This is a genomic window from Streptomyces sp. NBC_01537, from assembly GCF_045040445.1.
Taxonomy (GTDB): Bacteria; Actinomycetota; Actinomycetes; order Streptomycetales; family Streptomycetaceae; genus Actinacidiphila.
Genome location: NZ_CP109392.1, coordinates 2369751 through 2392034, shown reverse-complemented (window position 1 = coordinate 2392034; position 22284 = coordinate 2369751). Strand labels below are relative to the sequence as shown.

23 protein-coding genes are annotated in these 22284 nt (G+C 70.3%); 9 read left to right on the top strand and 14 right to left on the bottom strand.

The genetic code is table 11. The features are described 5' to 3' along the window. Window positions 1-233 precede the first annotated feature (233 nt). From OG607_RS11040 to OG607_RS11030, 3 genes are all read left to right on the top strand, one after another. Window positions 234-1094: an ABC transporter ATP-binding protein gene (locus tag OG607_RS11040; protein ID WP_405721960.1), complete on the top strand. Its 861-nt coding sequence runs from the start codon at window positions 234-236 to the stop codon at window positions 1092-1094. Next, window positions 1091-1969 (top strand): ABC transporter permease, encoded by an 879-nt coding sequence (locus OG607_RS11035; RefSeq protein ID WP_405721957.1) that lies wholly within the window; start codon window positions 1091-1093, stop codon window positions 1967-1969. The genes OG607_RS11040 and OG607_RS11035 overlap by 4 nt, the downstream gene beginning before the upstream one ends. Before the next feature lie 64 nt (window positions 1970-2033). Next, the gene (locus OG607_RS11030; protein WP_405721954.1) at window positions 2034-3128 is read left to right on the top strand and encodes an ABC transporter substrate-binding protein; all 1095 of its coding nucleotides are present in this window, start codon (window positions 2034-2036) and stop codon (window positions 3126-3128) included. Window positions 3129-3286: 158 nt separating this feature from the next. Here the strand turns inward: OG607_RS11030 and OG607_RS11025 are convergent, their stop codons facing one another. The 3 genes from OG607_RS11025 to OG607_RS11015 are packed head-to-tail and all read right to left on the bottom strand — an operon-like array spanning window position 3287 to window position 7055. Beyond that, window positions 3287-5740 carry an FtsX-like permease family protein gene (locus tag OG607_RS11025; RefSeq protein ID WP_405721952.1) on the bottom strand — a complete coding sequence of 818 codons (2454 nt, stop codon included), beginning with the start codon at window positions 5738-5740 and terminating at the stop codon, window positions 3287-3289. Next, window positions 5737-6468, bottom strand: coding sequence for an ABC transporter ATP-binding protein (locus OG607_RS11020; protein WP_405721950.1), 732 nt, complete (start codon window positions 6466-6468; stop codon window positions 5737-5739). The genes OG607_RS11025 and OG607_RS11020 overlap by 4 nt, the downstream gene beginning before the upstream one ends. Continuing rightward, window positions 6465-7055 carry a PadR family transcriptional regulator gene (locus tag OG607_RS11015; protein WP_405721949.1) on the bottom strand — a complete coding sequence of 197 codons (591 nt, stop codon included), beginning with the start codon at window positions 7053-7055 and terminating at the stop codon, window positions 6465-6467. The genes OG607_RS11020 and OG607_RS11015 overlap by 4 nt, the downstream gene beginning before the upstream one ends. A 489-nt stretch (window positions 7056-7544) precedes the next feature. Here OG607_RS11015 and OG607_RS11010 point away from each other — a divergent pair, with 489 nt between their 5' ends. From OG607_RS11010 to OG607_RS10995, 4 genes are all read left to right on the top strand, one after another. Continuing rightward, on the top strand, window positions 7545-8546 hold the full coding sequence (locus OG607_RS11010) for a hypothetical protein (RefSeq protein WP_405721946.1): 1002 nt from the start codon (window positions 7545-7547) through the stop codon (window positions 8544-8546). A gap of 15 nt (window positions 8547-8561) precedes the next feature. Then, window positions 8562-9290 carry a response regulator transcription factor gene (locus OG607_RS11005; RefSeq protein WP_405721943.1) on the top strand — a complete coding sequence of 243 codons (729 nt, stop codon included), beginning with the start codon at window positions 8562-8564 and terminating at the stop codon, window positions 9288-9290. Window positions 9291-9295: 5 nt separating this feature from the next. Then, window positions 9296-10366, top strand: a complete 1071-nt coding sequence (locus tag OG607_RS11000) for a sensor histidine kinase (protein ID WP_405721940.1) — start codon at window positions 9296-9298, stop codon at window positions 10364-10366. Window positions 10367-10568: 202 nt separating this feature from the next. Then, entirely contained in the window at window positions 10569-11423 is an 855-nt protein-coding gene (locus OG607_RS10995; protein WP_405721937.1) for a hypothetical protein, read from the top strand. A gap of 67 nt (window positions 11424-11490) precedes the next feature. On the opposite strand, the gene OG607_RS10990 is transcribed toward OG607_RS10995, so the two are convergent. The 3 genes from OG607_RS10990 to OG607_RS10980 all read right to left on the bottom strand — a co-directional run bounded on the left by OG607_RS10990 (window position 11491) and on the right by OG607_RS10980 (window position 15741). Beyond that, window positions 11491-13140 carry an alkaline phosphatase family protein gene (locus OG607_RS10990; protein ID WP_405721935.1) on the bottom strand — a complete coding sequence of 550 codons (1650 nt, stop codon included), beginning with the start codon at window positions 13138-13140 and terminating at the stop codon, window positions 11491-11493. A 360-nt stretch (window positions 13141-13500) separates the two neighbouring features. Next, complete coding sequence (locus OG607_RS10985) at window positions 13501-13923, bottom strand: transcriptional repressor (protein ID WP_405721932.1); 423 nt, start codon at window positions 13921-13923, stop codon at window positions 13501-13503. A gap of 57 nt (window positions 13924-13980) precedes the next feature. Next, the gene (locus tag OG607_RS10980; RefSeq protein WP_405721930.1) at window positions 13981-15741 is read right to left on the bottom strand and encodes a hypothetical protein; all 1761 of its coding nucleotides are present in this window, start codon (window positions 15739-15741) and stop codon (window positions 13981-13983) included. 122 nt (window positions 15742-15863) lie between these two features. Between OG607_RS10980 and OG607_RS10975 the strand changes: the two genes are divergently transcribed. Continuing rightward, window positions 15864-16616, top strand: a complete 753-nt coding sequence (locus OG607_RS10975; protein ID WP_405721927.1) for a polyprenol monophosphomannose synthase — start codon at window positions 15864-15866, stop codon at window positions 16614-16616. Here OG607_RS10975 and OG607_RS10970 read toward each other — a convergent pair. After that, on the bottom strand, window positions 16567-17160 hold the full coding sequence (locus OG607_RS10970) for a sensor histidine kinase (RefSeq protein ID WP_405721924.1): 594 nt from the start codon (window positions 17158-17160) through the stop codon (window positions 16567-16569). The genes OG607_RS10975 and OG607_RS10970 overlap by 50 nt on opposite strands. Before the next feature lie 322 nt (window positions 17161-17482). On the opposite strand from OG607_RS10970, the gene OG607_RS10965 reads away from it, so the two are divergent. Continuing rightward, a complete protein-coding gene (locus OG607_RS10965; protein ID WP_405721921.1) occupies window positions 17483-18346 on the top strand; it encodes a Ppx/GppA phosphatase family protein in 864 nt (287 codons plus the stop codon). A 25-nt stretch (window positions 18347-18371) separates the two neighbouring features. Here OG607_RS10965 and OG607_RS10960 read toward each other — a convergent pair whose 3' ends face one another. The 7 genes from OG607_RS10960 to OG607_RS10930 form a co-directional block, all read right to left on the bottom strand. Beyond that, window positions 18372-18716 carry a hypothetical protein gene (locus tag OG607_RS10960; protein WP_405721919.1) on the bottom strand — a complete coding sequence of 115 codons (345 nt, stop codon included), beginning with the start codon at window positions 18714-18716 and terminating at the stop codon, window positions 18372-18374. A 213-nt stretch (window positions 18717-18929) separates the two neighbouring features. Continuing rightward, window positions 18930-19868, bottom strand: a complete 939-nt coding sequence (locus OG607_RS10955) for a restriction endonuclease (RefSeq protein ID WP_405721917.1) — start codon at window positions 19866-19868, stop codon at window positions 18930-18932. Window positions 19869-20007: 139 nt separating this feature from the next. Further along, entirely contained in the window at window positions 20008-20607 is a 600-nt protein-coding gene (locus OG607_RS10950) for a cation transporter (protein ID WP_405721914.1), read from the bottom strand. 143 nt (window positions 20608-20750) lie between these two features. Beyond that, window positions 20751-21086: a YnfA family protein gene (locus OG607_RS10945; protein WP_405721911.1), complete on the bottom strand. Its 336-nt coding sequence runs from the start codon at window positions 21084-21086 to the stop codon at window positions 20751-20753. Continuing rightward, window positions 21083-21412, bottom strand: a complete 330-nt coding sequence (locus OG607_RS10940; RefSeq protein WP_405721908.1) for a hypothetical protein — start codon at window positions 21410-21412, stop codon at window positions 21083-21085. The genes OG607_RS10945 and OG607_RS10940 overlap by 4 nt, the downstream gene beginning before the upstream one ends. After that, window positions 21393-21839, bottom strand: a complete 447-nt coding sequence (locus OG607_RS10935; protein WP_405721905.1) for a MerR family transcriptional regulator — start codon at window positions 21837-21839, stop codon at window positions 21393-21395. Before OG607_RS10935 ends, OG607_RS10940 begins: the two co-directional genes overlap by 20 nt. Beyond that, window positions 21836-22168: a hypothetical protein gene (locus OG607_RS10930; RefSeq protein ID WP_405721902.1), complete on the bottom strand. Its 333-nt coding sequence runs from the start codon at window positions 22166-22168 to the stop codon at window positions 21836-21838. The genes OG607_RS10935 and OG607_RS10930 overlap by 4 nt, the downstream gene beginning before the upstream one ends. Window positions 22169-22284 lie beyond the last annotated feature (116 nt).

The following is a 22284-nucleotide window of genomic DNA, read 5'->3' as shown; positions in this document are numbered from 1 at the left end:
CACAGGTGCCTTCGCCCTTGTCGTGCTGCCGGGCCGGCCCCTTCGCCGTACCCGTGGTGGCGTGATTGTGCCCCACCAAGGACACTCTGCCCACCCCCCTGCCTGCTGAGCAGAACGAGCAGAACCCCTGCTAACCCGGCTAACGCGGGATACGTAGGAAACAGCGACGTAATACGGAGCGGCCTCTAGCGTCTGCCTTCCTCGAACTCCGAGGTCAGGAAGGAGACGGCCAGATGGCTTCGCGCAACGATGCCGCGATGAGCCCGGTCGCCGAGAAGGTCGGCCAGGACAGCGCACGAGTCGAGATTTCCGGGCTCACCAAACGTTTTCTGACTCCCGCGGGTGAGGTGTTCACGGCGCTGCGGGACGTTTCGTTCACCGTGGAGCCTGGCCAGTTCTGTGCGGTGGTGGGCCCGACCGGCTGCGGCAAGTCGACGACGCTGAGCATGGTGTCCGGTCTCGACCGGCCCAGCGAGGGCTCGGTCAAGGTCGGCGGCCGCGAGGTGGACGGCGTCGCCGACGGCGTCAGCTTCATGTTTCAGACCGACGCCCTGCTGCCCTGGAAAACCGTCCTGGGCAACGTGCTGATGGGCCCGGTCTTCCGCGGCGTCCCCAAGCAGAAAGCCCAGGCCTCGGCGCGCGACTGGCTGCGCCGGGTGGGCCTGACCGGTTTCGAGGACCGCTATCCGCACCAGCTCTCCGGCGGTATGCGCAAGCGCGTCGCGATGGCCGCGGCGCTGATCAACGAACCCAAGATCCTGATCATGGACGAGCCGTTCGGCGCCCTGGACGTGCAGACCAAGGCGATCATGTCGACCGAGTTGCTCGGCCTGTGGGAGCAGATCCGTCCCTCGGTCATCTTCATCACCCACGACCTCGACGAGGCTGTGGCGCTCGCCGACCGGGTCGTCGTCATGACGTCCGGCCCCGGGTCGGTCAAGGCGGTCTTCGACATCGACCTGCCGCGCCCGCGGGGCTCGGTCCAGGAGATCCGCTTCCAGCCCCGCTTCATCGAACTTCAGCACCAGATCTGGGACTCGCTGCGCGAGGAGGTGGAGCGCGCCTACGCCCGCACCGCAGGAGGTAAGGAATGAGCACGACGTCCACCGTTTCCGCCGCTCCGGTCGAGGACAGGGCGCCTGCCTCGACCGCGGCCGCCGCCAAGCGCGCCGCACGGCGCCACATCGCGTTGGTGTGGGCGGGGCGTATCGGCCTCGCTGTCTTCGTCATCGGCGGCTGGCAGGCGTTCACCACCTGGGGGATCGTCGACCCGTTCTTCTTCGGGCAGCCGTCCGGCATCGCCAAGCGGCTGGTCGACCTCTTCCAGCAGGGCACCGAGTTCGGGTCCTTCTACTCAAATATCTGGACCACGATCCAGGAGGCCCTCGTCGGCTTTGCCCTCGGGGCCGTCACCGGAGTGATCTTCGGCGTCGCGCTGGGCCAGAGCCGCCTGCTCGCCGAGGTGCTCGGCCCCTACATCAAGATGGTGAACGCGATCCCGCGTATCGTCCTCGGTTCGATCTTCATCGTCGCGTTCGGCGTCGGCGTGCTGCCGAAGATCCTGCTCGCCGCGGTGCTGGTGTTCTTCATCGTCTTCTTCAACGCCTTCCAGGGCGTCCGGGAAGTCGATGCCAACATTCTCGCCAACGCCACGGTGCTGGGCGCCTCGCAGATGCAGATCATCCGGCACGTCATCGTGCCGTCCGCGCTCACTTGGATCATCGCCAGCCTGCACAGCGCCTTCGGCTTCGCCATCGTCGGCGCGCTGGTGGGCGAGGTGCTCGGCGCGCAGAGCGGCCTCGGCCTGGTCATCAAGACCGCGCAGAACAACTTCGACCCCAACGGCGTGTTCGCCACGATGCTCGTCATCTCGGTCATCGTGCTCGGCGCCGAGTGGCTCATCAGCAAGCTCGAGCACCGGCTGCTCTCCTGGCGCCCGCCGTCCCCGTCCGAGGCGAACACCCTCTGACCCCGCCCTCCCCGTCTCATCTCTTCCACCCCTGTTCCGCCCCAGCAAAGGAATGTGGCCAGCCATGTCCAGACGAACCGCCGCCGTCGCCGCGTCCGTCCTCACCGTTCTCGCCCTCGGAGCAGCCAGCGCCTGCTCCAGCGACTCCAGCAGTTCCGCCCAGACCAGCGGCTCGGGCGGCACCCCGACCGTCAAGCTCATGGTCGGCGGCCTCGACAAGCAGATCTACCTGCCGTACCAGCTCGCCCAGAACCTCGGCTACTACAAGAAGTACGGCGTCAACGTCCAGTTGAGCACCGAGCAGGACGGCGGTGTCGGCGCAGAGGAGGCCATGGCCTCGGGGCAGGTGGACATGGCCGGCGCCTGGTACAACCACACGATCGAGTTCCAGGTGAAGGGCAAGGCGGTCGAGGACGTCGTCCAGCTGTCCGGCGCGCCGGGCGAGCGGGAGATGTGTACCGCGAAGAGCGGCGTCCACTCGGCCGCCGACTTCAAGGGCAAGACGCTCGGCGTCACCGACCTGGGTTCGGGCACGGACATCCTCACCCAGTTCCTGGCCGCGCAGAAGAACGTCAAGAACAAGGACTTCAGCCGGATCGCGGTCGGCGCGGGCTCCACCGCCGTAGCCGCGCTGCAGAACGGCAAGACCGCCTGTGTCATGACGACGCAGCCGACGGTCGCCGCGATCCAGAAGAAGGGCGTCGGTTCCTCGGCGATCGACCTGGCCACCACGGCGGGCGCCAAGGCCGCGATGGGCGGCGCCTGGCCGGCCGCGAGTGTCATCGCCCGTACCGACTGGGTGAACTCGCACAAGGAGGCGGTGCAGAAGGTCGTCGACGCGCTTGTCGCCACCATGCACTGGATCGACAGCCACAGCGCGGCCGACATCGCGAACAAGCTGCCAGCGTCGTTCGTGTCGAACCAGCTGGTGACCAAGGCCGACTACATCAACGCCCTGACCCAGGACAAGGGCCAGTTCCTCCCGGACGGCATCATGCCGGCCGGCGGCCCGAAGACCGTTCTGGCAACGTTGGAACTGGTCGGCCACGCGACCTCGTCGGTGAACCTCGGCACGACGTTCACCAATGACTTCGCCATCGAAGCCAACAAGACCGAGGGCTTCAAGACCACCACGACCCCGGCCGGGGCGAACGGCTGAGCCTGCCCCACGCACGGCGCCGCCCAGGTGACTTCCACCTGGGCGGCCCTGCATCGTGACCACCAGTCGAAGCGGCCTCCGAGACTTTGCCGCAGCGACTTGAGCAGCCCGGTTTCGCCCAGGCCGACGTCGTCGCCAGAAGGGCGTCGGCCTGACGGTCATTCCAGCAGGTGCCGCGTCATCGATCCTGGTTCGCGGCCGGCGGCGAGCCACGCGGTGGCTGCCGCGGCCACGGGGAGACCGAGGAGGGTGAGCGCGAGCGGGATGTACGGGACGCGGGTGAGGGGGCTGCGGTCATCGGCGTACGCCACGAGCAGGATCGCGTACGCCCCGGCGGTGCCCAGCAGGACTCCGGCCAGGGCCAGGAATCCGGCGGTGGCGGCCGTGAGGCTGCGGCGGATCGTGGTGGTCGCGCCTGTCGCGGTGAGGGTGCGCAGCTCGTCCGCGGCCTCGCCGCGGATCGTGCCGACCGTCATCGCCAGGACGCCGAGGGCGAGCACGGCGCCTCCTGCCACGGACGCCCAGCGCAGCGTGGCGAGGCCGTCCTGCCGGTCGCGGGCCTGGGTGACGAGGCCGTTGGCGGCTGCCAGGTCGCGGGCGGCGGTGAGCTGCGCTGCGGTGAGGTCGTGCGGGGCCTGTACGAACCAGCCGACGGTAATGGTGTGCCAGCCGAGCCGGTGCAGTGCGGCGGGGGTCAGGAACGCGTCGGGCACGGAGGTGTAGGCCGAGCCCTGGATGTGGCGGGTGCGGGCGACGAGGTCGCGCCGCGTGGTGCCCAGGAGTTCCAGCCGGGTCCGGAGCGGGGTGAGGACATCGGTGTCCGGGGCCGCCGTCGCCAGGTCGAAGCCGAAGTGGCGCGCGGTCTCGGGGGTGGCGACATACAGCGCGGAGCTGCGCCAGGTGTGCGGGCCGGTCTTGCGGCCGACCTCGACGACGGGCTGGCCTGCGCCGGTATCCACATCGCCGCGCCTGGACTGCGGTGCATCGGTGGCGTAGGCCATCGCGAGCGGCGTCGCGGTGGTGCCCAGGGCGTCGGCGTACTCGTCGACGGCGCCGCGCACCCGTACCAGTTCGGCGGCGCTGAGCCGCGGGATGACGGGCTCCTGCGAGCCGATGCGGATGAGCAGCTGGCTCGCCGCCAGGTTTCCCCGCTCGGCCGACACCTCGCTGGCCGCGGCCAGCACCGATACCGCTACAGGGATGCCGATCGCGAGGGTTATCGCCGCTAGCGCGGCGCCGGAGCGGGCCTGATAGCGGCCCAGGCCCCGCATCGCGAGCCGGGCGGTGAAGGGCATCCGGACGGCCGTCGCGGCCATAACCCGTACGAACAGCGGGCTGAGCAGCAGCAGACCGAGGACAAAGGCGACGATGCCCAGGGAGATCAGCAGCCCGTTGCTGCGGTGCGCCGCCGCCAGGCAGCCCAAGCCCGCGGTGAGCAGGACGAGCGCCGCCCATACGGACTGCCGGGCCGGCACCGGGCGGGGCGGCCGCGCCGACAGCGCCCGGGCGGCGGGAATACGGGCCACCGCACGGGCGGGCCACCACGCGGCTGCCGTGGGTGCCAGCACGGCGACGAGCGCGACGAGGACGAGCAGGGCCCAGGGCAGGGCCAGCCGGTCGATGCGGTGACCGGCGGCGTCTTCCATGTGCGGAGCCAGCGGCAGCCACGCCAGTACGCCGGCGAGCATGCCGGCCGCCACGGCGCACACGCCGGTCAGGGCACCGTGCGCGAGCAGAACGAGCCGCAGATGCCGGGTGGTCGCGCCGATCGAGGCCAGGATCCCGAGCTGCCGCAGTCGGCGCTGCGCGAGGACGGCGAAGCCGGCCGCGGCCACCAGCGAGACGAGCAGCAGCACCACGGTGGCCAGCGCGAACACGAAGGTGGTGATCGGCGCCTGGTCGAAGTCCTTGCGCTCCTGGACGAACTTGGGGCCGTCATCAGCCTGCCGGTAGGCGGAGAAGGCCTCGGGCGAGACGTCCGCGAGGACCACGGCCGAGGTCGCCGGACGGGCCGCGACCTGCGAACCGGGGGCGGCCAGCGCGAAGAGGTCGTCCAGCTTCTGCGGATTCTCCACCAGGCCGACGACGCTCAGCAGCCGGCCGCCGAGGGTGACCTGCGCACCCGGCCGGATGCGGAAGAGGTCCGCGGCGGACCGGGTCAGCGCGATCTCCGTACCGGCGGCGGGATAGCGCCCGCTGACCAGGCGCAGCATCGGCGATCCGTAACGGCCGTGCGGGTCCTGAGCGCGGACGTCCAGCGACCGCACCGAGCCGGGGATGGGTACGGCCCGGTGGCCGATGACCTCGGCCCGGCCCAACTTGGTCCGTGCGGCCGCCACCTGGGCCCGTATCTGCTGCGGGTCGGCGCCGTCGAGGCGCACGCGCTGCTGCGCGGAGCCGAAGGTACCGGCCGCGGAGGCAGGATAGGCGTGGGCAGCCGCGAGACCGCACACGGCTGCGGCCACCGTGAAGGCGACCAGGCAGACCAGCAGAAGCTGCTGGCGCCATTCGCGCAGCAGCAGCCGCCACGCCCAGCGCACCACGGCGCTGCGTGCGGGCAGACCGCCGTCCGGCCGCCGGTCCTGGGCCGGGGTGAGGGTCGTGGCGCTCACCGCCCCGTCTCCCTGGTGGAGGACAGGAGGCTGTCCGGGCCGTCGGAGGCGGGGCTGGTGTCGACGACCAGACCGTCCCGTACGAACACCACCCGGTCGGCCCAGGAGGCGAGTTGGGACTCATGGGTGACCAGCACCGCGGCCGCGCCCTCGCGGCAGGCGGACCGGATGAGGCGCATGACGCCCTCGCCGGTGTCGGAGTCAAGGGCGCCGGTGGGCTCATCGGCCAGCAGCAGCCGCCGCTCACCGACCAGAGCACGGGCGATGGCGACGCGTTGGCGCATGCCGCCGGAGAGTTCGTCGGGGAAGCTGCCCGCACGGTCGGCGAGCCCGAGCTCCTGGAGCGCGCGCATGCCCTCCTTGCGGGCCTGTTTCGCTTTCACGCCGTCGAGCTCGAGCGGCATGGTGATGTTCTCGACCGCGGTGAGCCCGGCCAGCAGGTTGAAGTCCTGGAAGACGTAGCCGATATGGCGGCGGCGCAGCCGGGCCCGGTCGTTGGGACTCAGGCCGGACAGCGGTGTGCCTTCGAAGAGCACCTCGCCGGCGGTGGGTTCCTCCAGGCTCCCGGCGATGGTGAGCAGGGTCGACTTGCCGGAGCCACTGGGGCCCATGACGGCCACCAGTTCACCCGCGTCAACGCGTAGATCGACGCCGTCCAGGGCGCGCACGGCAGCGGTCCCCGAGCCGTAGGTCATCGACACGTTGCGGAGCTCGAGCAGTGCGGTCATCGCGGGACTCCCGGGAGTTGGGCCGAGGGAACGGGGGCGTCGTCGTTGCCGTGTCCGGCGCGCAGCGCGTCGACGCCGTGGCGCTTCAGCCGCCCGTCCGCGGAGTCGAGCCAGCGGACCAGGGACTCCAGCCGAAAAAGCTGGGCATCAGCGACCAGGAGGAGCGACAGGTCGTCCGGCGCATCCTCTTTCAGCCGGGTGTACTGCCGCATCTGCGTGACCGTGTGCCGACGGTGCGCCTGGAGGATGTCCCGTACGTCGACGCCGGGCAGCCGGAGCGCCACCAACACCTTGATCACCAGCTCGTCACGAGGTGGCGCGTCAACGCCCGGAGGTGTGCGTAGCCACACGGCCAGTTCGTCCTTGCCGGACGCGGTGATCTGGTATCTCTTCTGGGGCCCGTCCGAGGTGTCACCGGGGTCCGACTCCACGAGCCCGTCGCGCTCGAGCCGCTGCATCGTCGTATACACCTGACCGGTGTTGAGCGGCCAGACGTCCCCGGTCCGGTCCTCGAACTCCTGCCGCAACTGCAACCCGTACTTGGGGCCTTCGCTGAGTAGTGCCAGCAGGGCGTGACGCACGCTCATAAAACCTCCAGCCTCACTATCTACTCAGTAGACTACTCGGTATACAGTCAGGAGGCCATGGTCGCGGAGGCATTCGATGACGGAACGACAGCAGGAAGCTGTTGCCGTTGATGACCGCATCCGCCGCAGTGGCTGCGGATCAGGTCGGCGGCGCCAACCCGCCGGGGGTTCCTTGTGTAGCGGTCGCCTGATGGATGATCACAGCAGATGATCACGGCCCGCAGCCTGCTGACTCACTCCGGCCGCAGCCAGGCCAGGGCCTCCCACCTGCGAATGCAGGATGGAAAGTACTCACTGGGATGAGCGGCTTCATGGAAGCTTCACGCGGCGAGCGGTACCCGCCTTATCGGGCCGGCGTTGTCTGGTGGGCATGCAGAGTTCCCTTCCGCCGCCGGCCGCCGCCGGTCACCGTGATCTGCGGCAGCTGATGATGGCTGCTCGCACCGCCTTCGCAATGGCCGACCCACGACACGACGGCCAGAGCCGGCCGTGACGGCACTCGCGATCGTTCTGGCCGTGGTGGACGCGTGCTGTTACGCGGCGGGCGCGCGGCTCCAGCACCAGGCTCTGCACCAGCCGACGCGCGGTGCCACCGCCGGACTGCGGCCGGCCGTCGTCCGGCAGCCGCGCTGGCTTGCCGGTCTGGCCCTGATGGCGTCCGGTGCAGCCTTGCACGTGACCGCTTTGCGGCTGGCTCCGGTGACGGTGGTGCAACCGCTGGGCGTCAGCGGCGTCGTGGTGGGCGTGCTGTGGGGGCTGCGGGCACGCCGTGCCCGGCTCGGCGCGGCCACGGGGCTCTCGCTGCTGGCGGTCGTCGCCGGGACGGGGGCTTTCGCGACGCTGGCCGCGCGGATCACCGTTGCCACCTCCGTCACGGCGACCGCCCAGCTGTGGGCCGGACTGCTGGTCCTGGCGATGGTGGCCGGCTGCGCGGGGCTGGCAGGGGCGCTGAGTGGCCGGCGGCGGTGTCTGGCGGCGGCCATCGGCGCGGGGAGCGCGTACGGCTGTATGTCGGTGCTGATCCGGGCGGCGGGCGAGGAGTTCACGACGTCCGGCGTGAGCCTGCTGTTGTGCGGCACGCTCGCCGCTCTGGCCCTCACGGTTCTCGCCGGCTTCTGGCTTGTCCAGAAGGCCCAGGCGTCCGGACCGCCGGAGGTCACGGTCGGCTGCCTGACCCTGGTCGACCCGTTCGTCGCCGTCGCGATCGGGATCGGTCTGCTCGGCGAGGCCCCCGGGCTCACCCCGGTCGCCGTGGTCGCCGGACTGGGCTGCTGGGCGCTGGCCCTGGTGGGCGTACTCCAGATCAGCCGTTCCACGCCTGCCCCACACCCACGAGCACCCGCACCACCGCGGGAGCAGGCCGTGCCGGACCCGCTCACCCGACGGCGGCACGACGTCGGTCGTACGCTGGACGCCTTCGACGACCTCTGCCTCCGGACCGCCGGACGCCCCGCAGCCGACCGGACCCCGACCCCGCACCTGAGACCGTAAGCGAGAGCGAGCACGATGAGTACGCAACGGGTTCTGGTCGTCGATGACGAGCCCAAGATCCGCATGACCGTGCGCGGCTATCTGGAGGCGGACGGGTTCGAGGTCCTGGAAGCCCCGGACGGACCCTCAGGCCTGCAGGCGGTCACCCGTGACCGGCCTGATCTGGTGGTGCTGGACGTGATGCTGCCCGGGCTGGACGGCTTTCAGGTACTGCGCCGGATCCGGCAGTCCAGCCAGGTTCCCGTGATCATGCTCACCGCCAGGGACGAGGAAGTGGACCGGCTCATCGGCTTCACCACCGGCAGCGACGACTACGTCACCAAGCCGTTCAGTCCGCGCGAGCTGGCACTGCGCGTCCGGGCCATCCTGCGGCGCGCCGAGAGCGGGCTCGGTACGGAGGAGAACGCGGCCGACGGCACTCTCCGCTTCTACGGCCTGGCCATCGATCCGGGCACCCGGACCGTCCTGGTCGACGGCGACCGGACGGCAGAACTATCCGCTCTCGACTTCGACCTGCTGATCGCCATGGCCCGCGCCCCCGGGCGGGTGTTCACCCGGCGCGGTCTGCTGGCCCAGGTGTGGGGCGAGGACTTCTTCGGTGACGAACGGGTGGTGGACGTGCACATCCGCACCCTGCGCCGCGCGCTGTGCGACGATGCCAACGCACCCCGGTTCGTGGGCACCGTGCGCAACGTCGGCTACCGGTTCGTCGGCCGTGACCAACCGCGCGACCCAAGGACGTGAGGCCCATGTGGCGGGCCAGGCTGCGCCGGCTCCACGCCCGCCTGTCGCTGCGCACCCGGCTGGTCCTTTCCCATGTCATGGTCGTAGTCGTGGCGGTCGGGGCGATGTCGGGCACCAGGGAACTGATGGACGGCCCCGCCCACGACTACCTGGACCCCGACGCGATGGGCCTGTGGACTGGGGCCGCTGCGGCGGTCGTCGCGGCCGTCGTCATGTCCCGGTTCCTGGTGCGCCCGCTGGACACCGTGCGAGCCGCCACCCACCGGCTCGCCGAAGGCCGCTACGACCAGGTCCTCGACCTGCCCAGCGAACCGGGCCTTGCCGCGCTGGTCGGGGACGTCAACACACTGGCCGCCGCGCTCGCGGACACCGAGCGCCGCCGCGCCCGGCTGGTCTCCGAGATCGCCCACGAGATGAAGACCCCCATCACCATCCTGCGCGGTCAGATCGAGGGCATGGCCGACGGCATCTTCGTGCCGGACGACGCCATGTTCGCCTCCCTCACCGACGATCTGGACCGGCTGCGACGGCTGGCCGTCGACCTCTCCAGCCTGTCCCGGGTGGAGGAGGGCGCCTTCACCCTCCACCGCAAACCCTCGGACATCGCCGAACTGGCCCGGGCCACCGCCGAGCGGCTGCGTCCCCAGTACGACGATGAGCGGGTGACCCTCACCATCGCGGCGGACACCCCGGCCGTCGTCTCCTGCGACCCCGACCGCATCGCCCAGGTGCTGGTGAACCTGCTGGGCAACGCCCTGGCCGCGTGCAATCCCGGCGGCCACGTGTCGATCTCCGTCCGCGGCGACGCGGGCACAGACCCCGATGTGACACCTCACGTCCTCGTCCTGGTCACGGACGACGGCGTCGGCATCGCCCGCAATGACCTGAACCGAATCTTCAGCCGATTCGAACGCCTTGAGCGACCGGGCAGGCCCGCTCCGGCCGGTGGCAGCGGCATCGGCCTGACCATCGCCCGGGGTATCGCCCGCGCCCACGGAGGAGACGTCACCGCGTCATCGCCCGGACCGGGTCACGGCGCCACATTCACCCTGCGAATACCGACAGCCCCGAGGTGAGCGACGCGTGTCCCCGCCTCCGGTCACCCGGATGGCGGTGGCGGTACAGCGGGCTGACAGGGCTGCTTCACGCAAGCTTCACCCCGCGAGTGGCACCTGACTTATCCCACACCGATTGTCTGGCGTGCGACAACCCGTGAGCCGTGGCAAAGGTGGCTCCAGGCACCATGAGCCCGCGCCATGACCGACAAGGAATCCGACGTTGAACGAAACCGAAGTGCTCACCGAGCTGGATGTCGCCGACGCCGGCAGGTCCGTGATGAAGAAACTGCCGGAGGTGACCCTGGCTTTCTGGATCATGAAGACCGCCGCCACGACCCTCGGCGAGACAGCTGGTGACCTGTTCGCGCAGACCCTCAGGCTCGGCTACTTCATCACCACGATCCTGCTCTTCCTCATCTTCGTGGTCACCCTGGTCGTCCAGCTCAGGTCCCGGCGCTACAACCCCTTCTTCTACTGGACGGTCATCCTGTCCACCAGCATGGCCGGCACCACCATGTCCGACTTCATGAACCGCGACTCCAGCTATCTCTCCGACGGAGCCACGTCACTCGGATGGGGGCCACAAGGCCTGGGACTGGGATACCCCGTCGGTGCCGCGATCCTGATCTCGATCCTGATCGGCATTTTCGCCGTCTGGAAATACACGGGGATGACGTTCGTCATCCGCGACATCGTCACCTTCCGTGGGGAGGCGCTGTTCTGGTCGGCGATCCTCGTCTCCAACACGCTCGGCACCTCGATGGGCGACTTTCTGTCCGACAGTTCCGGACTCGGATACGCGGGCGGCGCCCTCCTGATCTCCGGACTGCTCGCCGTCCTGCTGGTCCTGATGCGGGTGCCCGCGGTGCCCAACGTCGTGCTGTTCTGGATCGGTTTCGTCCTCACCCGTCCGCTCGGGGCCACGGCCGGCGACTTCCTCACCAAGCCCGTCGCCAAGGGAGGCCTCGATCTCGGAACGGCCGGTTCCTCGGCCGTGCTCCTGCTGATCCTGGTCGGCCTGATGGGATACGCCCATCTGGCCGAGCGGAAGAAGACCCACTCGCGCCGGGCCTGAACACCTGACAGGACCCGGAGCCGTCCGGTGCGCCCCGGCCTGACGCGGCCGGGGCGCGGCGAAGCGGTCAGCGGACCGGCAGCGCGGTGGTGTGTTCCTCGCGCACGGCCTGCAGGGAGCGGGGGTTGAGGCCGAGCAGGCTCAGGATGGTCGGTGCGATCTGCTTGGTCTGGACGCTCGCGGAGTCGCGTACGCCGTCGGGGACGGAGGCGCCGGAGATGACGAGGGGGACGTCGAGGTCGTCGGAGTGGCCGCCGCCGTGCTCGGCGATCTTCTTGGTACCGCCGGTGTAGACGACGCCGTACTGCGCGACACCGAGAAGGTCCGGGACCCGGGCGTCGTCGGCCTTGACGTGGAAGTAGTCGGCGGCGGCCTTGCCGGCGTAGACCGTGCTGAGCCCGCTGCGGGTGTAGGCCTTGGGCGCGGCGTTGATGTCGGTGCCGGTGCCGTTCTGCGCGAGCAGGTACTTCTTGGCGAAGGCGGTGGCGGCCGCGGAGCGGTCGGAGAGCCAGAGCAGCATGGCGTCGTCGTCCACCGCGTGCGTCACCAGGTCGGCGGCGGCCGGGTGGAGCTTCTTCCAGGCGGCGTTGAGGCCGTCCAGCAGCGGGCCGTCGTCGACGCGGGTGAGCGCGGCGGGGTCGGTGGGCGACTGGCCGTGCTTGGCGGACAGGATGATCGTGGTGCTGCCGGACAGGTGCCGCTTGGCGATCTCGGCGGTCAGGGCGCCGATCTCGGTGTTGACGAAGTCCAGGTTCTTCACCAGCAGCGGGCCCGGGACGTTCTTGGCAGTGTAGCCACCGGTGAGGCCGTCGGAGGCGGGCAGCTTCTGCGCGGTGGAGACCAACTGGAAGTTGAGGCCGAAGATCGCCGGGGTGCCGACCTTGTGGGTGCGGCTGTGGTCGTAGCCGTCGATCTCGTTGAGGACGGCCTTCACCTTGTAGCCGTCGTACTGCTCGGTGGCCTGGTTGTCCTTGGTCCAGTCGTTGCCGGCGGCGTAGCCGAGGGCGTCGCTGTTGATCTCCGGGGTGAACAGGTCCTGGACGCCGGTGCCCGAGGGGCCGTTGAGGATCTCGTAGGCGGCGTGCTTGTCCGACCACGCGGTACGCAGACCCGCCTGGCGGGCCACCTCGAAGATCGTGTTCACCTTGAGGTAGGAGTGCGGGTACACCGGCTCGCAGGTCTTCGGGTCGACGGGCAGTTTGGACGCGTTGATCAGGCTCGCCGGGTGGCCCGTCATCGACAGGATGCTGTCCGGCAGGCCCGCGAGGCCCTGACCGGCGTCGATGGAGGCCTGGTTCTTGTCCAGGTCCTCCGTGAGGTCCACCTCGACACCGGGCTTGACGCCCTTGCAGTTGGTGGTTCCCGCCGGGAGCAGTGCGGCGTTGTAGGTGTCGTCGTAGTAGATGCCCGTGGTGCCGGGGCTGCCGCCGGTCGCCTGGGCGACCATGCCGGGGAAGGAGTCGGACGGCGTGGTGGTCCTGGCGTGGGTGTACTCCACACCGCTACCGGTCAGACGGGCCATCGCCGACTTCGGGTGCCGGACGATATACCAGGCCAGATCCGACTGGTGCAGCCCGTCGACAGAGATCAGCAGGACATGCCTGGCCGGAGCCCGGTGGTGGGAGGCGGCGAACGCGGAGGGCTGGGCGGCGGTCACGCCGGTCAGGACTCCGGCGGCGGCGAGGATGGCGGCGGGCCTGACGTAACGTCTGGACATCTGGTCTCTCCCGGGTGTTCGGGGCGGGTTGCGGGTGCCGGGCCCATCACAGTCGCGCCTTGTGTACCGGAAACGGCACATGTGTGAACGCACCCGGAATGACCGGTCGGGTCTTCACCAAGCAGGTCTGGTTTTCCCCAAGCAGGAGGGACGTCCGCAGCCCCCGGGCGAGCCGCAAAACTGCCGCCGGCGACCGCCCCGGCCGGACGAGGAGATGAGGGACGGCCCGTCCTGGCCCGGGACATCCGGTCGGAGGCGGGCGCACAGTTCACCTCGGCCCGGCCGAGGGGCGCGGAGGGTTGGGGTGCGGTGATGCTCGGCTGAGTATCGGCGGCAGACGCTGCCGAGGCCCCGAGCGCATCACCGCGGTGAACCCCCGGGGCTTCCCGCTACGCCCTGCCAGCGCGGCCCAGGCTTCTTGGTGGGCGAGGACCCCGTAGAACGGGTACCCGGCGACGCCGAGCGGGCGGTGTTCACTGCACGCATACGCATACGCATACGCCGGGCCGAGGGCGAGCCGTCGGACCTCGCTGGGCCGGCTGTCCACGGACGCAGCAGGTAGTGCTGGTGTTCCTGGCTGGGACGGTAGCGGAAGAGCCGTTCGCAGGCGGGGTCGCGGACGATGTCGGCGCGGCCGGCTTCGGAGAGCGCGGTGAGGGTGCGGTAGACGGTGCTGAGGCCGACGAGCTCGCCGGTGGAGAGCAGCCGGGCGTGGAGGGCCTGGGCGCCGCTCTGCACGACGTCGCTATGGCCGGGCGCGTCCGCCGCTCCCGCTACGAACACGCGGAACACCTGAGCCTGCAACAGGCTCAGCGCGATCTGGTGACCTCGTGTCACCGCTCAGAAAGCTGCGGGAGCTGTGACCGGGATGCGGGCAGTGGTGATGGTCATGGGCGTGCCGGTGACCGCGATCAGGAAGATGCGGGGGTGTTTGCCGCCGGGCAGTGTTCGGAAGCCGCCCGCTGGGCGCACGACGTAGGTGGCGGAGGCGTGTGGGGCAAGGAGGGCGGGCCCGGACGCGATGGTCCACCAGCCGGAGGCGCCCTGGCCGGTACGGCTGGCGAAGTGCGGGGTGAGCGCGGTGCCGGTGGTGTTGACGGCGCGGATCCTGATGGACGTGACACCACGGCGGGGCTGATCGGTGAACTTCGGTGTGAGGCTCATGTGCAGCGGTGGCGGGCTGGCGGCGGCGACGCCCGCGCACAGCACGGCCGGGGCGAGCAGTCCCATGGCGATGGCGGCTTTGGCGCGGCGGCCGGTCAGCGGGCGGGGCAGCCGGGGCTGCCAGGCGGTGGCGAGTGCGGTCGCGGGGACGGTGGCGGCGGCCGCGAGCCACAGCGGGGTCATCATCACGAAGTAGCCGTCCTGGGATCGGACGGCGACGTAGAAGGCCAGCCAGGGCAGGACTGTCAGGGCCGGGCCGAGCCGCCGGGCGAACAGCACGGTGGCGGCGAGCAGGCCGAGGAGCAGCAGGACGCTGCCGTAGGAGTAGTAGTCCAGGCGGCTGCTGCCGTCGGTGAAGTAGTACGAGATGCCCATCACGCCCTGGCCGTGCAGGATGCCCTTCTGTGTGATGGGCAGGAGTAGCCCGGTCAGCCAGTCGTGGGGGTTCTGGGCGGCGAAGTAGGCGTTGACGGCGGCCCAGGTCAGGGTGGCGGCGCCGGTGTAGCGGGCGAGTACGGCCAGGGCGGCCCGGGGTCCGAGTTCGCCGCGCCGGACGGCGTACAGGCCGATGAGCAGGAACGGGGTGAGGAACCAGGCGAGCTGCTGGGCGGCGCAAGCGGCGCCGAGGCACACCGCGCGCAGCACTCCGTCCCGCCCGAGCCGTCCCCTGGCTCCGGTCGCAGGCCACCGGACCACGACCGGAATCAGAAGAGCGAGGGCGACGACAGCCGGGTAGCCGTCGCGGGCGTAACCGGGCAGCACGCCGAAGCCCAGGCAGACAGCGGTGGCCGCCGACCGCCACGGCTGCGGGAGCAGGACCCACAGCGCGACCGAACCGGCGATCAGCGCGCCGGTGGTCACCATGGTGGCGGCTGCCGTCGAGTGCACGACGGCATGGACGGGGGCGGCGAGCAGGGCGTTCAGGGGCGGGTAGCCGTAGGTGTAGTCGGCGCCCCCCGACATGGTCTTGGTGATGCCGACTCTCGGCGTGCCGAACAGCCATGGCCAAGGCTGCCCGTAGATCGGGCGGCCGTGCAGGATCTCGTGCGCGGCCTGTGCGGTCAGTACACCCTCGTCGGTGCCGGCATGGTCCAGCCAGAAGCCGCAGACCACCAGCACGATCGCCAGCACCAGCACACCCGCGTCCACCCGGACCAGCGCACGCCGCCCCCGCACCGCGAGTGCCAGTACACCGCAGACCAGGATCCCGGCGTAACAGAGGGAGATGATCCCGGCGACCGCCGGCTGGGAGGCCATGGCATGGGTCCAGGCGGACCGGGTGCCGATGAACAGGCTGACCGTCGCGAGGACCGTCATCCCCCGGTGCAACTGCTGCGGGGCGGCCCCGGACATGCGGGCGCCGGGCAGTGCGACGGTGGGGGGCGCCGGACGTTGCAATATTCCTCCGCCGACGCCGGCGCGAGGGCCATCACCCATGGCGACCTGCTCCTTTCCGCACTCATTGCCCGGCAGACGCGCGGGGCAGGCAACCCGCAACTCAACTACTACATCTTGTAGAGGGAGATTGCGTCTGCGAGGTTCCACCGGCGGAAGGCCACATGCTCATGAGAAACGACACCGGCGCCGACCGCATCCTGGTCGTCGTCCCGACGTACAACGAAGCCGACGACATCACCGCCGTGACCAGCAGACTGCGGACCGCGGTGCCACAGGCCGACCTGCTGATCTGCGACGACAACAGCCCGGACGGCACCGGCAAGATCGCCGACGAACTCGCCGAGGCCGACGAGCGGGTCCATGTCCTGCACCGTCCCGGCAAGCAGGGCCTCGGGGCCGCCTACCTCGCGGGATTCCGCTGGGGCATCGACCGCGGGTACAACGTCCTGGTGGAGATGGACGCAGACGGCTCCCACCGCCCCGAGGAACTGCCCCGGCTGCTCACCGCCCTCGGCAAGGGCACCGACCTGGTCCTGGGTTCCCGATGGGTGACCGGCGGCCGGGTGGTGAACTGGCCGAAGTCCCGGGAATGGCTGTCACGGGGTGGCAGCCATTACTCCCGCCTGCTGCTGCGGTTGCCGGTGCGGGACGTGACCGGCGGCTTTCGCGCCTTCCGGGCGCGGACGCTGCAGAGCATCGGCCTGGACTGCGTCCGGTCGCAGGGCTACTGCTTCCAGGTGGACCTGCTGCGCCGGACGGTGGAGCAGGGTTTCACGGTCATGGAGGTGCCGATCACGTTCGTCGAGCGGGAGCACGGGGTCAGCAAGATGAGCCGTGCCATCGTGATCGAGGCGCTGTGGCGGGTCACGCTGTGGGGCCTGGGCTCGCGGCTGCGACGGCGACAAGCCAGGTGAAGCGGGGGTGCGGCGCGCGGCGGGAGACGAACAGCAGCCCGCCTTCGGTCTCCACCAACGAGCGGGCCCGCGCCAGGCCGATTCCGTGGGCCCCAGCCTCGGGCCGCCGGGTGAAAACATCCAGGTCCTCGGGTAGGCCGGAGCCCTCGTTCTCGATGTCCACGGCGAGCCCGGCGGCCGCATCCCTGGCCCGCACGGCCACGGTGCCCCGGCCGTGGGCGACCGCGTTGGCAAGCAGGACCTCCAGCACCTGCCGGGCCGCCCGCGACGAGCCGACCGCCGGGGGCAGGTCGTCATCGATGGCCAGCCGCAGCGGCCGGCCGGCGGCGGCGAACGTCCCCTGCCAGCGCCGCTCGGCATCGGCAAGCAGGGCGGTCAGGTCCAGCGGAGCCTGTTCCGGGACGTCGCGGGCGAGTGCCAGCAGGTCGTTCAGGGAGGTCTCCATGTCGTTCAGCGACTCCAGCGCCGAGCGCAGAGCGGTCTGCGGGCCGGTCGAGACGTCGGCGGCGAGCATGCTTTCCAACTCCAGACGGGTTCTGGTCACAGCCGTGCGCAACCGATGGAAGGCGTCCTGAAGGCCTGCTCCCGACGCAGCAGCCGGTCGAGGCGTGCGTCCGCGCGGTTGAGCGGGGATGGTCGACGGGTGCGGGCACCATCGGTGACATGATGGTCACTCAGTGGGCCGATCGGGTCTCGCCGCCAGCCGGATAGTTCGAGCTGTGGCGGGCACTGGCTCCGGTTCGGCGCAGGGGAAGCGAGTGGGGTTGGGGAGTTGGTGGGGTGCGGCAGGCAGGTGTGCTGGATGTCGGGTGTCATAGCGCGTTGCTCACGGTGGTGCGGTGGCGGCGGGCGGGTCTTTGGAGCCTGTGTTCTCCCACAAGGTGCGGCTGAGGCTGCACGAGGCACTCGACCGGAAGGGGCGTCTGGGCAGGTTCGGGGTGGAGAGCGTGCAGCGGGCGGTGGCCGAGGCGGTCGCCGCGATTCCGCAGCTGCGCCGATCCGAGTTCTTCCCGTTCGCGACGTCCGTCATCCGGGACGCTCCCAATCGCGATGACGTCATCGCGCGGGTGGCTCGGGCCACGGGCACCCGGCTGCGGGTGCTGACCGGTGAGGAGGAGGCCCGGCTGGCCTATGTGGCCGCCCGGCGGTGGGCGGGTCCGGTGCCCGGCCCGCTGCTGGTCCTGGACATCGGCGGCGGCACCGTGGAGATCGCCTCGGGCACCGGCGATCAGCCGCGCGTCGTGCGCTCCCTGCCGCTCGGCGCCCGCAGGATCACCCGGGACTGGCTGCCCGGCGGTACCGGCTCGTCCAAGCGGCGCCTGGCCGAGGTCCGGCGGCATCTGCGTCAGTCCCTGAGCGTGGGGCCCGGCGTGCCCCAGGCCGAGCCGGGTGGACGCGTGCTCGCCTGCTCCAAGACCTTCGAGCAGCTCGCACAGCTCGCCGGCGCTTCCGGGCGCAGGACACCGAGACTTCGGGGACAGCTGAGTCTGACCCGGCTGCGGGCCTCCATCGACCTGCTCGCCGACGCGCGCCCGCGCCGCGGTGCCGGGCTGCCGGGTATCTCCCGGCACCGCGCCGAGCAGTCCCTGGCCGGGGCCCTGATCGCCGAGAGCCTCATGACGGCGTGCGGGGTGGAGGTCGTCGAGATCTGCCCGTGGTCCACCCGGGAAGGACTGCTCCTCGAACGCCTCGGCGTCATCAGCCCCGCCCCGCACCGCCGCGCCGGCTGAGACCTGCGTGCGCAGGCCGGGTGGATCACGAGGGGCTGCCGGTAACGGCGATGTCGCCGGTGGCGGTCGTGGTCACGGTGTGGCCGGCCTGGCTCAGGATGGTCAGGAGGGCGGTGTGTATGGCGCTGCAGATGGCGTGGCGTTGGGCGAGGTCAGCGGAGTCCTGGTGTCCTTCATGCCGGGCCCGTTGGGCGCGGATCGTCAGCTCGGCTGCGGTGATCCAGGAGAGGGCGGTGCCCTCATCGAGGTCGTAGGTGATGAGCGGGCCACCGTGAGAGGCCACAGAGGCGTCGTCGACCGTGAATCCGGCGCGCGTCAGGGTCGCACGGACCTGTTCGGTCAGGTCCACGGGGTGTTCGACGGTGCCCATACGCCCGAGGCTAGCCTTCGCGCACCGTCACGCAGATCATGCCGGCCATGCTGGTGCGGTTGGCGCTGGCGCAGGAGTCCTGCAGGTCGGGTTCGAGCATGGATCCCCGCTGTTGACCGCAGGCCGGAGACGGTTCTCGGTCCGGACAGGGACCCCCCTACGGAGGTTGTCGGGCGTGGCCACGTTGCCTCCATGGGGCGGATGTTGTGCGGCTCAACGGCCTTCCTCGTCACGTGTGCCTCCACGTCGGCGTCGCGGCTGCGGTGACTTTCCGTAGGTCTTGTTCCACTGTGCCCGGTGCCGCTGGTCGCCCTGCCCGGCGCCGTTGACCGCGATCAGCGACGCCAGCGAGGCTCCGTTGTTCCATAGGCCGAGGTGGTCGCGGTGGATGGCGAGGATGTCGTTGTGTACGCAGAGATCCTCGGACTGGCGGCTGAAGCGGGTGGTGGTGACGAAGACGGCCAGGTCTGCTCCGAAGTGGGTTTTCGAGCCCAGGAGGTCGCGAACCTCGCGGGGAGCGATGGTGCTGCGTGGTGTGTAGCGCTTGCACTGGATGATCATCGTGCGGCCGTCCGGGAGGCGTCCGGTGACATCGGCCCCGTTGTCCCCGGCTCCGCCCGCCCGCTGGATGTCGGTGCAGCCGTCGCGTCGGCACAGGGCCGCGACCAGCTCTTCGAATTCGGTGCCGGACATTTGGTCCACCTCGGCGAGGCGCCGGTGGCCGGCCTGGATCGCGTCCTGCCGTCGCCATTGCCGGTCCCGGCCGCGCACCCGCCTGTCGGTACGCCACAGCCACCAGCTTCCGGTACCGAGGCCGCCGAGCACGCCGGCCCCGAGCAGGTACGGCCAGATGGCCGACCAGAACCCCACGAGCACGAGCAACAGCAGCGCGCCCCCACCAAGGAACACGCTCCAGCGCTTGCGGGCAGCTGATCGGCGTCCTCGCTTCTTGACCACGGCTTCCCCCTCCGTCGGCCCCCTGCCGAGGAGTGTGGACAGCGAAGTGGCCGCCGGGTAGACCGTCTCTTGGCCAAGGGCCTGAATCCAGCCGTTGACCTGGGCGAACGGAGCGGGTCTTGTCTCAGCGGTGGGAACCGCGAGGCCGACAGCTACATACGCGTCGAACTCCTTGCCGAGGTCCGAAAACAGCATCACCGCGTGGTCATCGCCACCGCCCCCAGCGGACGTGACCGTCGAGGGCCGCGCCAACAAGAGGGCTGCAGTTGGGTTGCCTTCAGTGGGGGCTGTCACGGCAGGGTCATCCTTGGTGCAGCCAGGTGCGGAACGTGGTTCAGTGCTCTCCGGAGAGAATTTCCTTCGCCTCGCGCAGGGCGTAGTAGACGAGGACGTAACCGGCGGCGGGGTCTGCCCACCACCAGCCGAGGGCGGTGTTGAGGACCAGGCCGAGAAGGACGGCTGCGGCGAGCAGTCCGTCGATGAGGGTGACTCGGCCTTCGGTGGTGAGGACCGGGTTGTTCAGCGCGGCGCCGGTGCGTGCTTTACCGGTGGCCAGGACGAACATCACGGCTGCGGTCACTGCGGTCCAGAGGATGCCCAGCGGCGAGTGCTCCGGGTGGAAGCCGGCGGCAAGGACAATCGTGGACTGCATCAGGAGGTAGAGGGCGAGCAGAGCGAAGCCGATGCCGATCAGCCGCAGTGCCCGGCGCTGACGACCCTCCCCGGAGCCGGACAGCTCCCAGATCACCACGGTGGAGGCGCCGATCTCGATCAGGGAGTCCAGGCCGAAGCCGGCCAGGGCCACCGAGCGGGCGGAGACGGCGGCGACGGCCAGCACCACGATGCCGATCACGTTCCAGCCGAGCGTGGCGTATTCGAGGGCGAAGCCACGGCGGAGCAGGGCTTTGGTGGCGGTGTCGTCGGAGGTCGTCACCAGGGGAGTTTCCCAGGCGCAGGTGCGGCCTCGGCTGTTGCCCCCGCTGCGGCGTACTGGGCACCGAAGCCATCCCCTTCGTGGTGCCAAGTGCTGTTGCCAAGTCCGGTTCTGGGATGCGGAATACCTCGCCGCGGCATGCGTCAGCGGCTGTGCGGTGCGTACATGATGACCGCGACTCCGGACAGGCAGATGAGGGCTCCGATGATGTCGAAGCGGTCGGGCCGGTAGCTGTCCATGACCATGCCCCAGGCGAGGGAGCCGGCGACGAAGACTCCTCCGTACGCGGCGAGGATGCGGCCGAATTCGGCGTCTGGCTGGAAGGTGGCGACGAAGCCGTAGATCCCGAGTGCGATCACTCCGGTGCCGATCCAGGCGATGCCTTTGTGTTCGCGGACGCCCTGCCAGACGAGCCAGGCGCCGCCGATCTCGAAGAGCGCGGCGAGCACGAACAGGGCGATGGAGCGGGTGACCGTCATGGCCGGGACGATATCGACACCGGCTCCTGGTCCTGGTCGGCGGGCTGGCTGTTGGTGCAGGTGCACGAAGAGGCGCTGGTGCCGCCTGCCGAGCAGGTGCAGTGGGCGGTCCGGCGGCGCAGCCACCACCAGCTGGCCACGGCGGCTGTCGCGAGTACGACGGCGAGGGCGGGCAGGCCCTTGGCGGTGGCGGTGGCGGTGCTGCCGAGGAGGCCAGCGGCGACGAGGACGGGAAGGAGGCAGCAGCCGATGCAGGCCAGGCCTGCCAGCCAGGCGAGGGCCTTCGGGGTGTGCCGGTGGGCGCGGTCAGCAGCAGGGTTGGGCATGGCGATTCTCCTGGGCGAGGTCGGTGAAGGGCAGCGGACAGGTCTGGCTGACGGCGCAGGCCGTGAGGTCGTCGCAGCCTGCGTCCATCGCGTCGACCAGCGCGGAGCGGATGGTGGTCAGGTCGGCGATGCGGGCGTCGATCTCGGCGAGCTTGTGAGCGGCGCGCAGCTGCAGTCCGGCCATCGGGCGCCCGTGCCGGTGGCGGCCGGTCTCCAGCAGCTCGGCGACCTCGTCCAGGGTGAAGCCGAGCCGCTGCGCGGCCTTGATCACGCGGATCACGGTGACCGCTTCTTCGGGGTAGAGGCGGTGGCCGCCGCTGGTGCGTTCCGGTTCGGCGAGCAGGCCGCGCCGCTCGTAGTAGCGCAGGGTCTGCAGGTTCACGCCGGCGGCGTCGGCGACCTGACCGCTGCGGAGCCCGGTGGTCACGGCTGGTTCTGCTGGGCTGCTTCGGCGCGGTCGGCCAGGGCTTCGAGGACCGCGGTCTGGGTGTCGGGTACGGAGATGTCCATCAACAGCTGGTCACGGGAGTCGCGAGTGAAGTCGAAGGTGAAGAACGAACAGCAGGCGGTCTCGCGTGCGGCGAGGTCGCGGGCACGCTCCTCGACCTCGGGGGCCGAGTCCAGGGTGAACTGGAGGCGGGTGGGTGCGAGCGGGTTCACGCTGCGGAGCGCGTCGGTGAACAGTGCGTCGAATTCAGCGGCTCGCAGCGGCTGCTCCGGGGCGGGCAGGGTGCAGGTGGTCGGTACCCAGGTCATGGCTGTGGTCCTGTTCGTCGGGCAGCGGTTTGGTGCCGGTGCCTGCCTCGACGGTAAACCTGTACCTGAGTACCGGATGCAAGCCCGGTCACGAGCCCGTGCACCACAAGCAGCTT

Bases quoted from the DNA above. Each gene is read 5' to 3' on its own strand.
- OG607_RS11040 (WP_405721960.1), top strand. From the start codon at position 234: ATGGCTTCGCGCAACGATGCCGCGATGAGCCCGGTCGCCGAGAAGGTC.
- OG607_RS11035 (WP_405721957.1), top strand. From the start codon at position 1,091: ATGAGCACGACGTCCACCGTTTCCGCCGCTCCGGTCGAGGACAGGGCG.
- OG607_RS11030 (WP_405721954.1), top strand. From the start codon at position 2,034: ATGTCCAGACGAACCGCCGCCGTCGCCGCGTCCGTCCTCACCGTTCTC.
- OG607_RS11020 (WP_405721950.1), bottom strand. From the start codon at position 6,468: ATGACCGCACTGCTCGAGCTCCGCAACGTGTCGATGACCTACGGCTCG.
- OG607_RS11015 (WP_405721949.1), bottom strand. From the start codon at position 7,055: ATGAGCGTGCGTCACGCCCTGCTGGCACTACTCAGCGAAGGCCCCAAG.
- OG607_RS11005 (WP_405721943.1), top strand. From the start codon at position 8,562: ATGAGTACGCAACGGGTTCTGGTCGTCGATGACGAGCCCAAGATCCGC.
- OG607_RS11000 (WP_405721940.1), top strand. From the start codon at position 9,296: ATGTGGCGGGCCAGGCTGCGCCGGCTCCACGCCCGCCTGTCGCTGCGC.
- OG607_RS10990 (WP_405721935.1), bottom strand. From the start codon at position 13,140: ATGTCCAGACGTTACGTCAGGCCCGCCGCCATCCTCGCCGCCGCCGGA.
- OG607_RS10980 (WP_405721930.1), bottom strand. From the start codon at position 15,741: ATGGGTGATGGCCCTCGCGCCGGCGTCGGCGGAGGAATATTGCAACGT.
- OG607_RS10975 (WP_405721927.1), top strand. From the start codon at position 15,864: ATGCTCATGAGAAACGACACCGGCGCCGACCGCATCCTGGTCGTCGTC.
- OG607_RS10960 (WP_405721919.1), bottom strand. From the start codon at position 18,716: ATGGGCACCGTCGAACACCCCGTGGACCTGACCGAACAGGTCCGTGCG.
- OG607_RS10955 (WP_405721917.1), bottom strand. From the start codon at position 19,868: ATGCTGTTTTCGGACCTCGGCAAGGAGTTCGACGCGTATGTAGCTGTC.
- OG607_RS10945 (WP_405721911.1), bottom strand. From the start codon at position 21,086: ATGACGGTCACCCGCTCCATCGCCCTGTTCGTGCTCGCCGCGCTCTTC.
- OG607_RS10940 (WP_405721908.1), bottom strand. From the start codon at position 21,412: ATGCCCAACCCTGCTGCTGACCGCGCCCACCGGCACACCCCGAAGGCC.
- OG607_RS10930 (WP_405721902.1), bottom strand. From the start codon at position 22,168: ATGACCTGGGTACCGACCACCTGCACCCTGCCCGCCCCGGAGCAGCCG.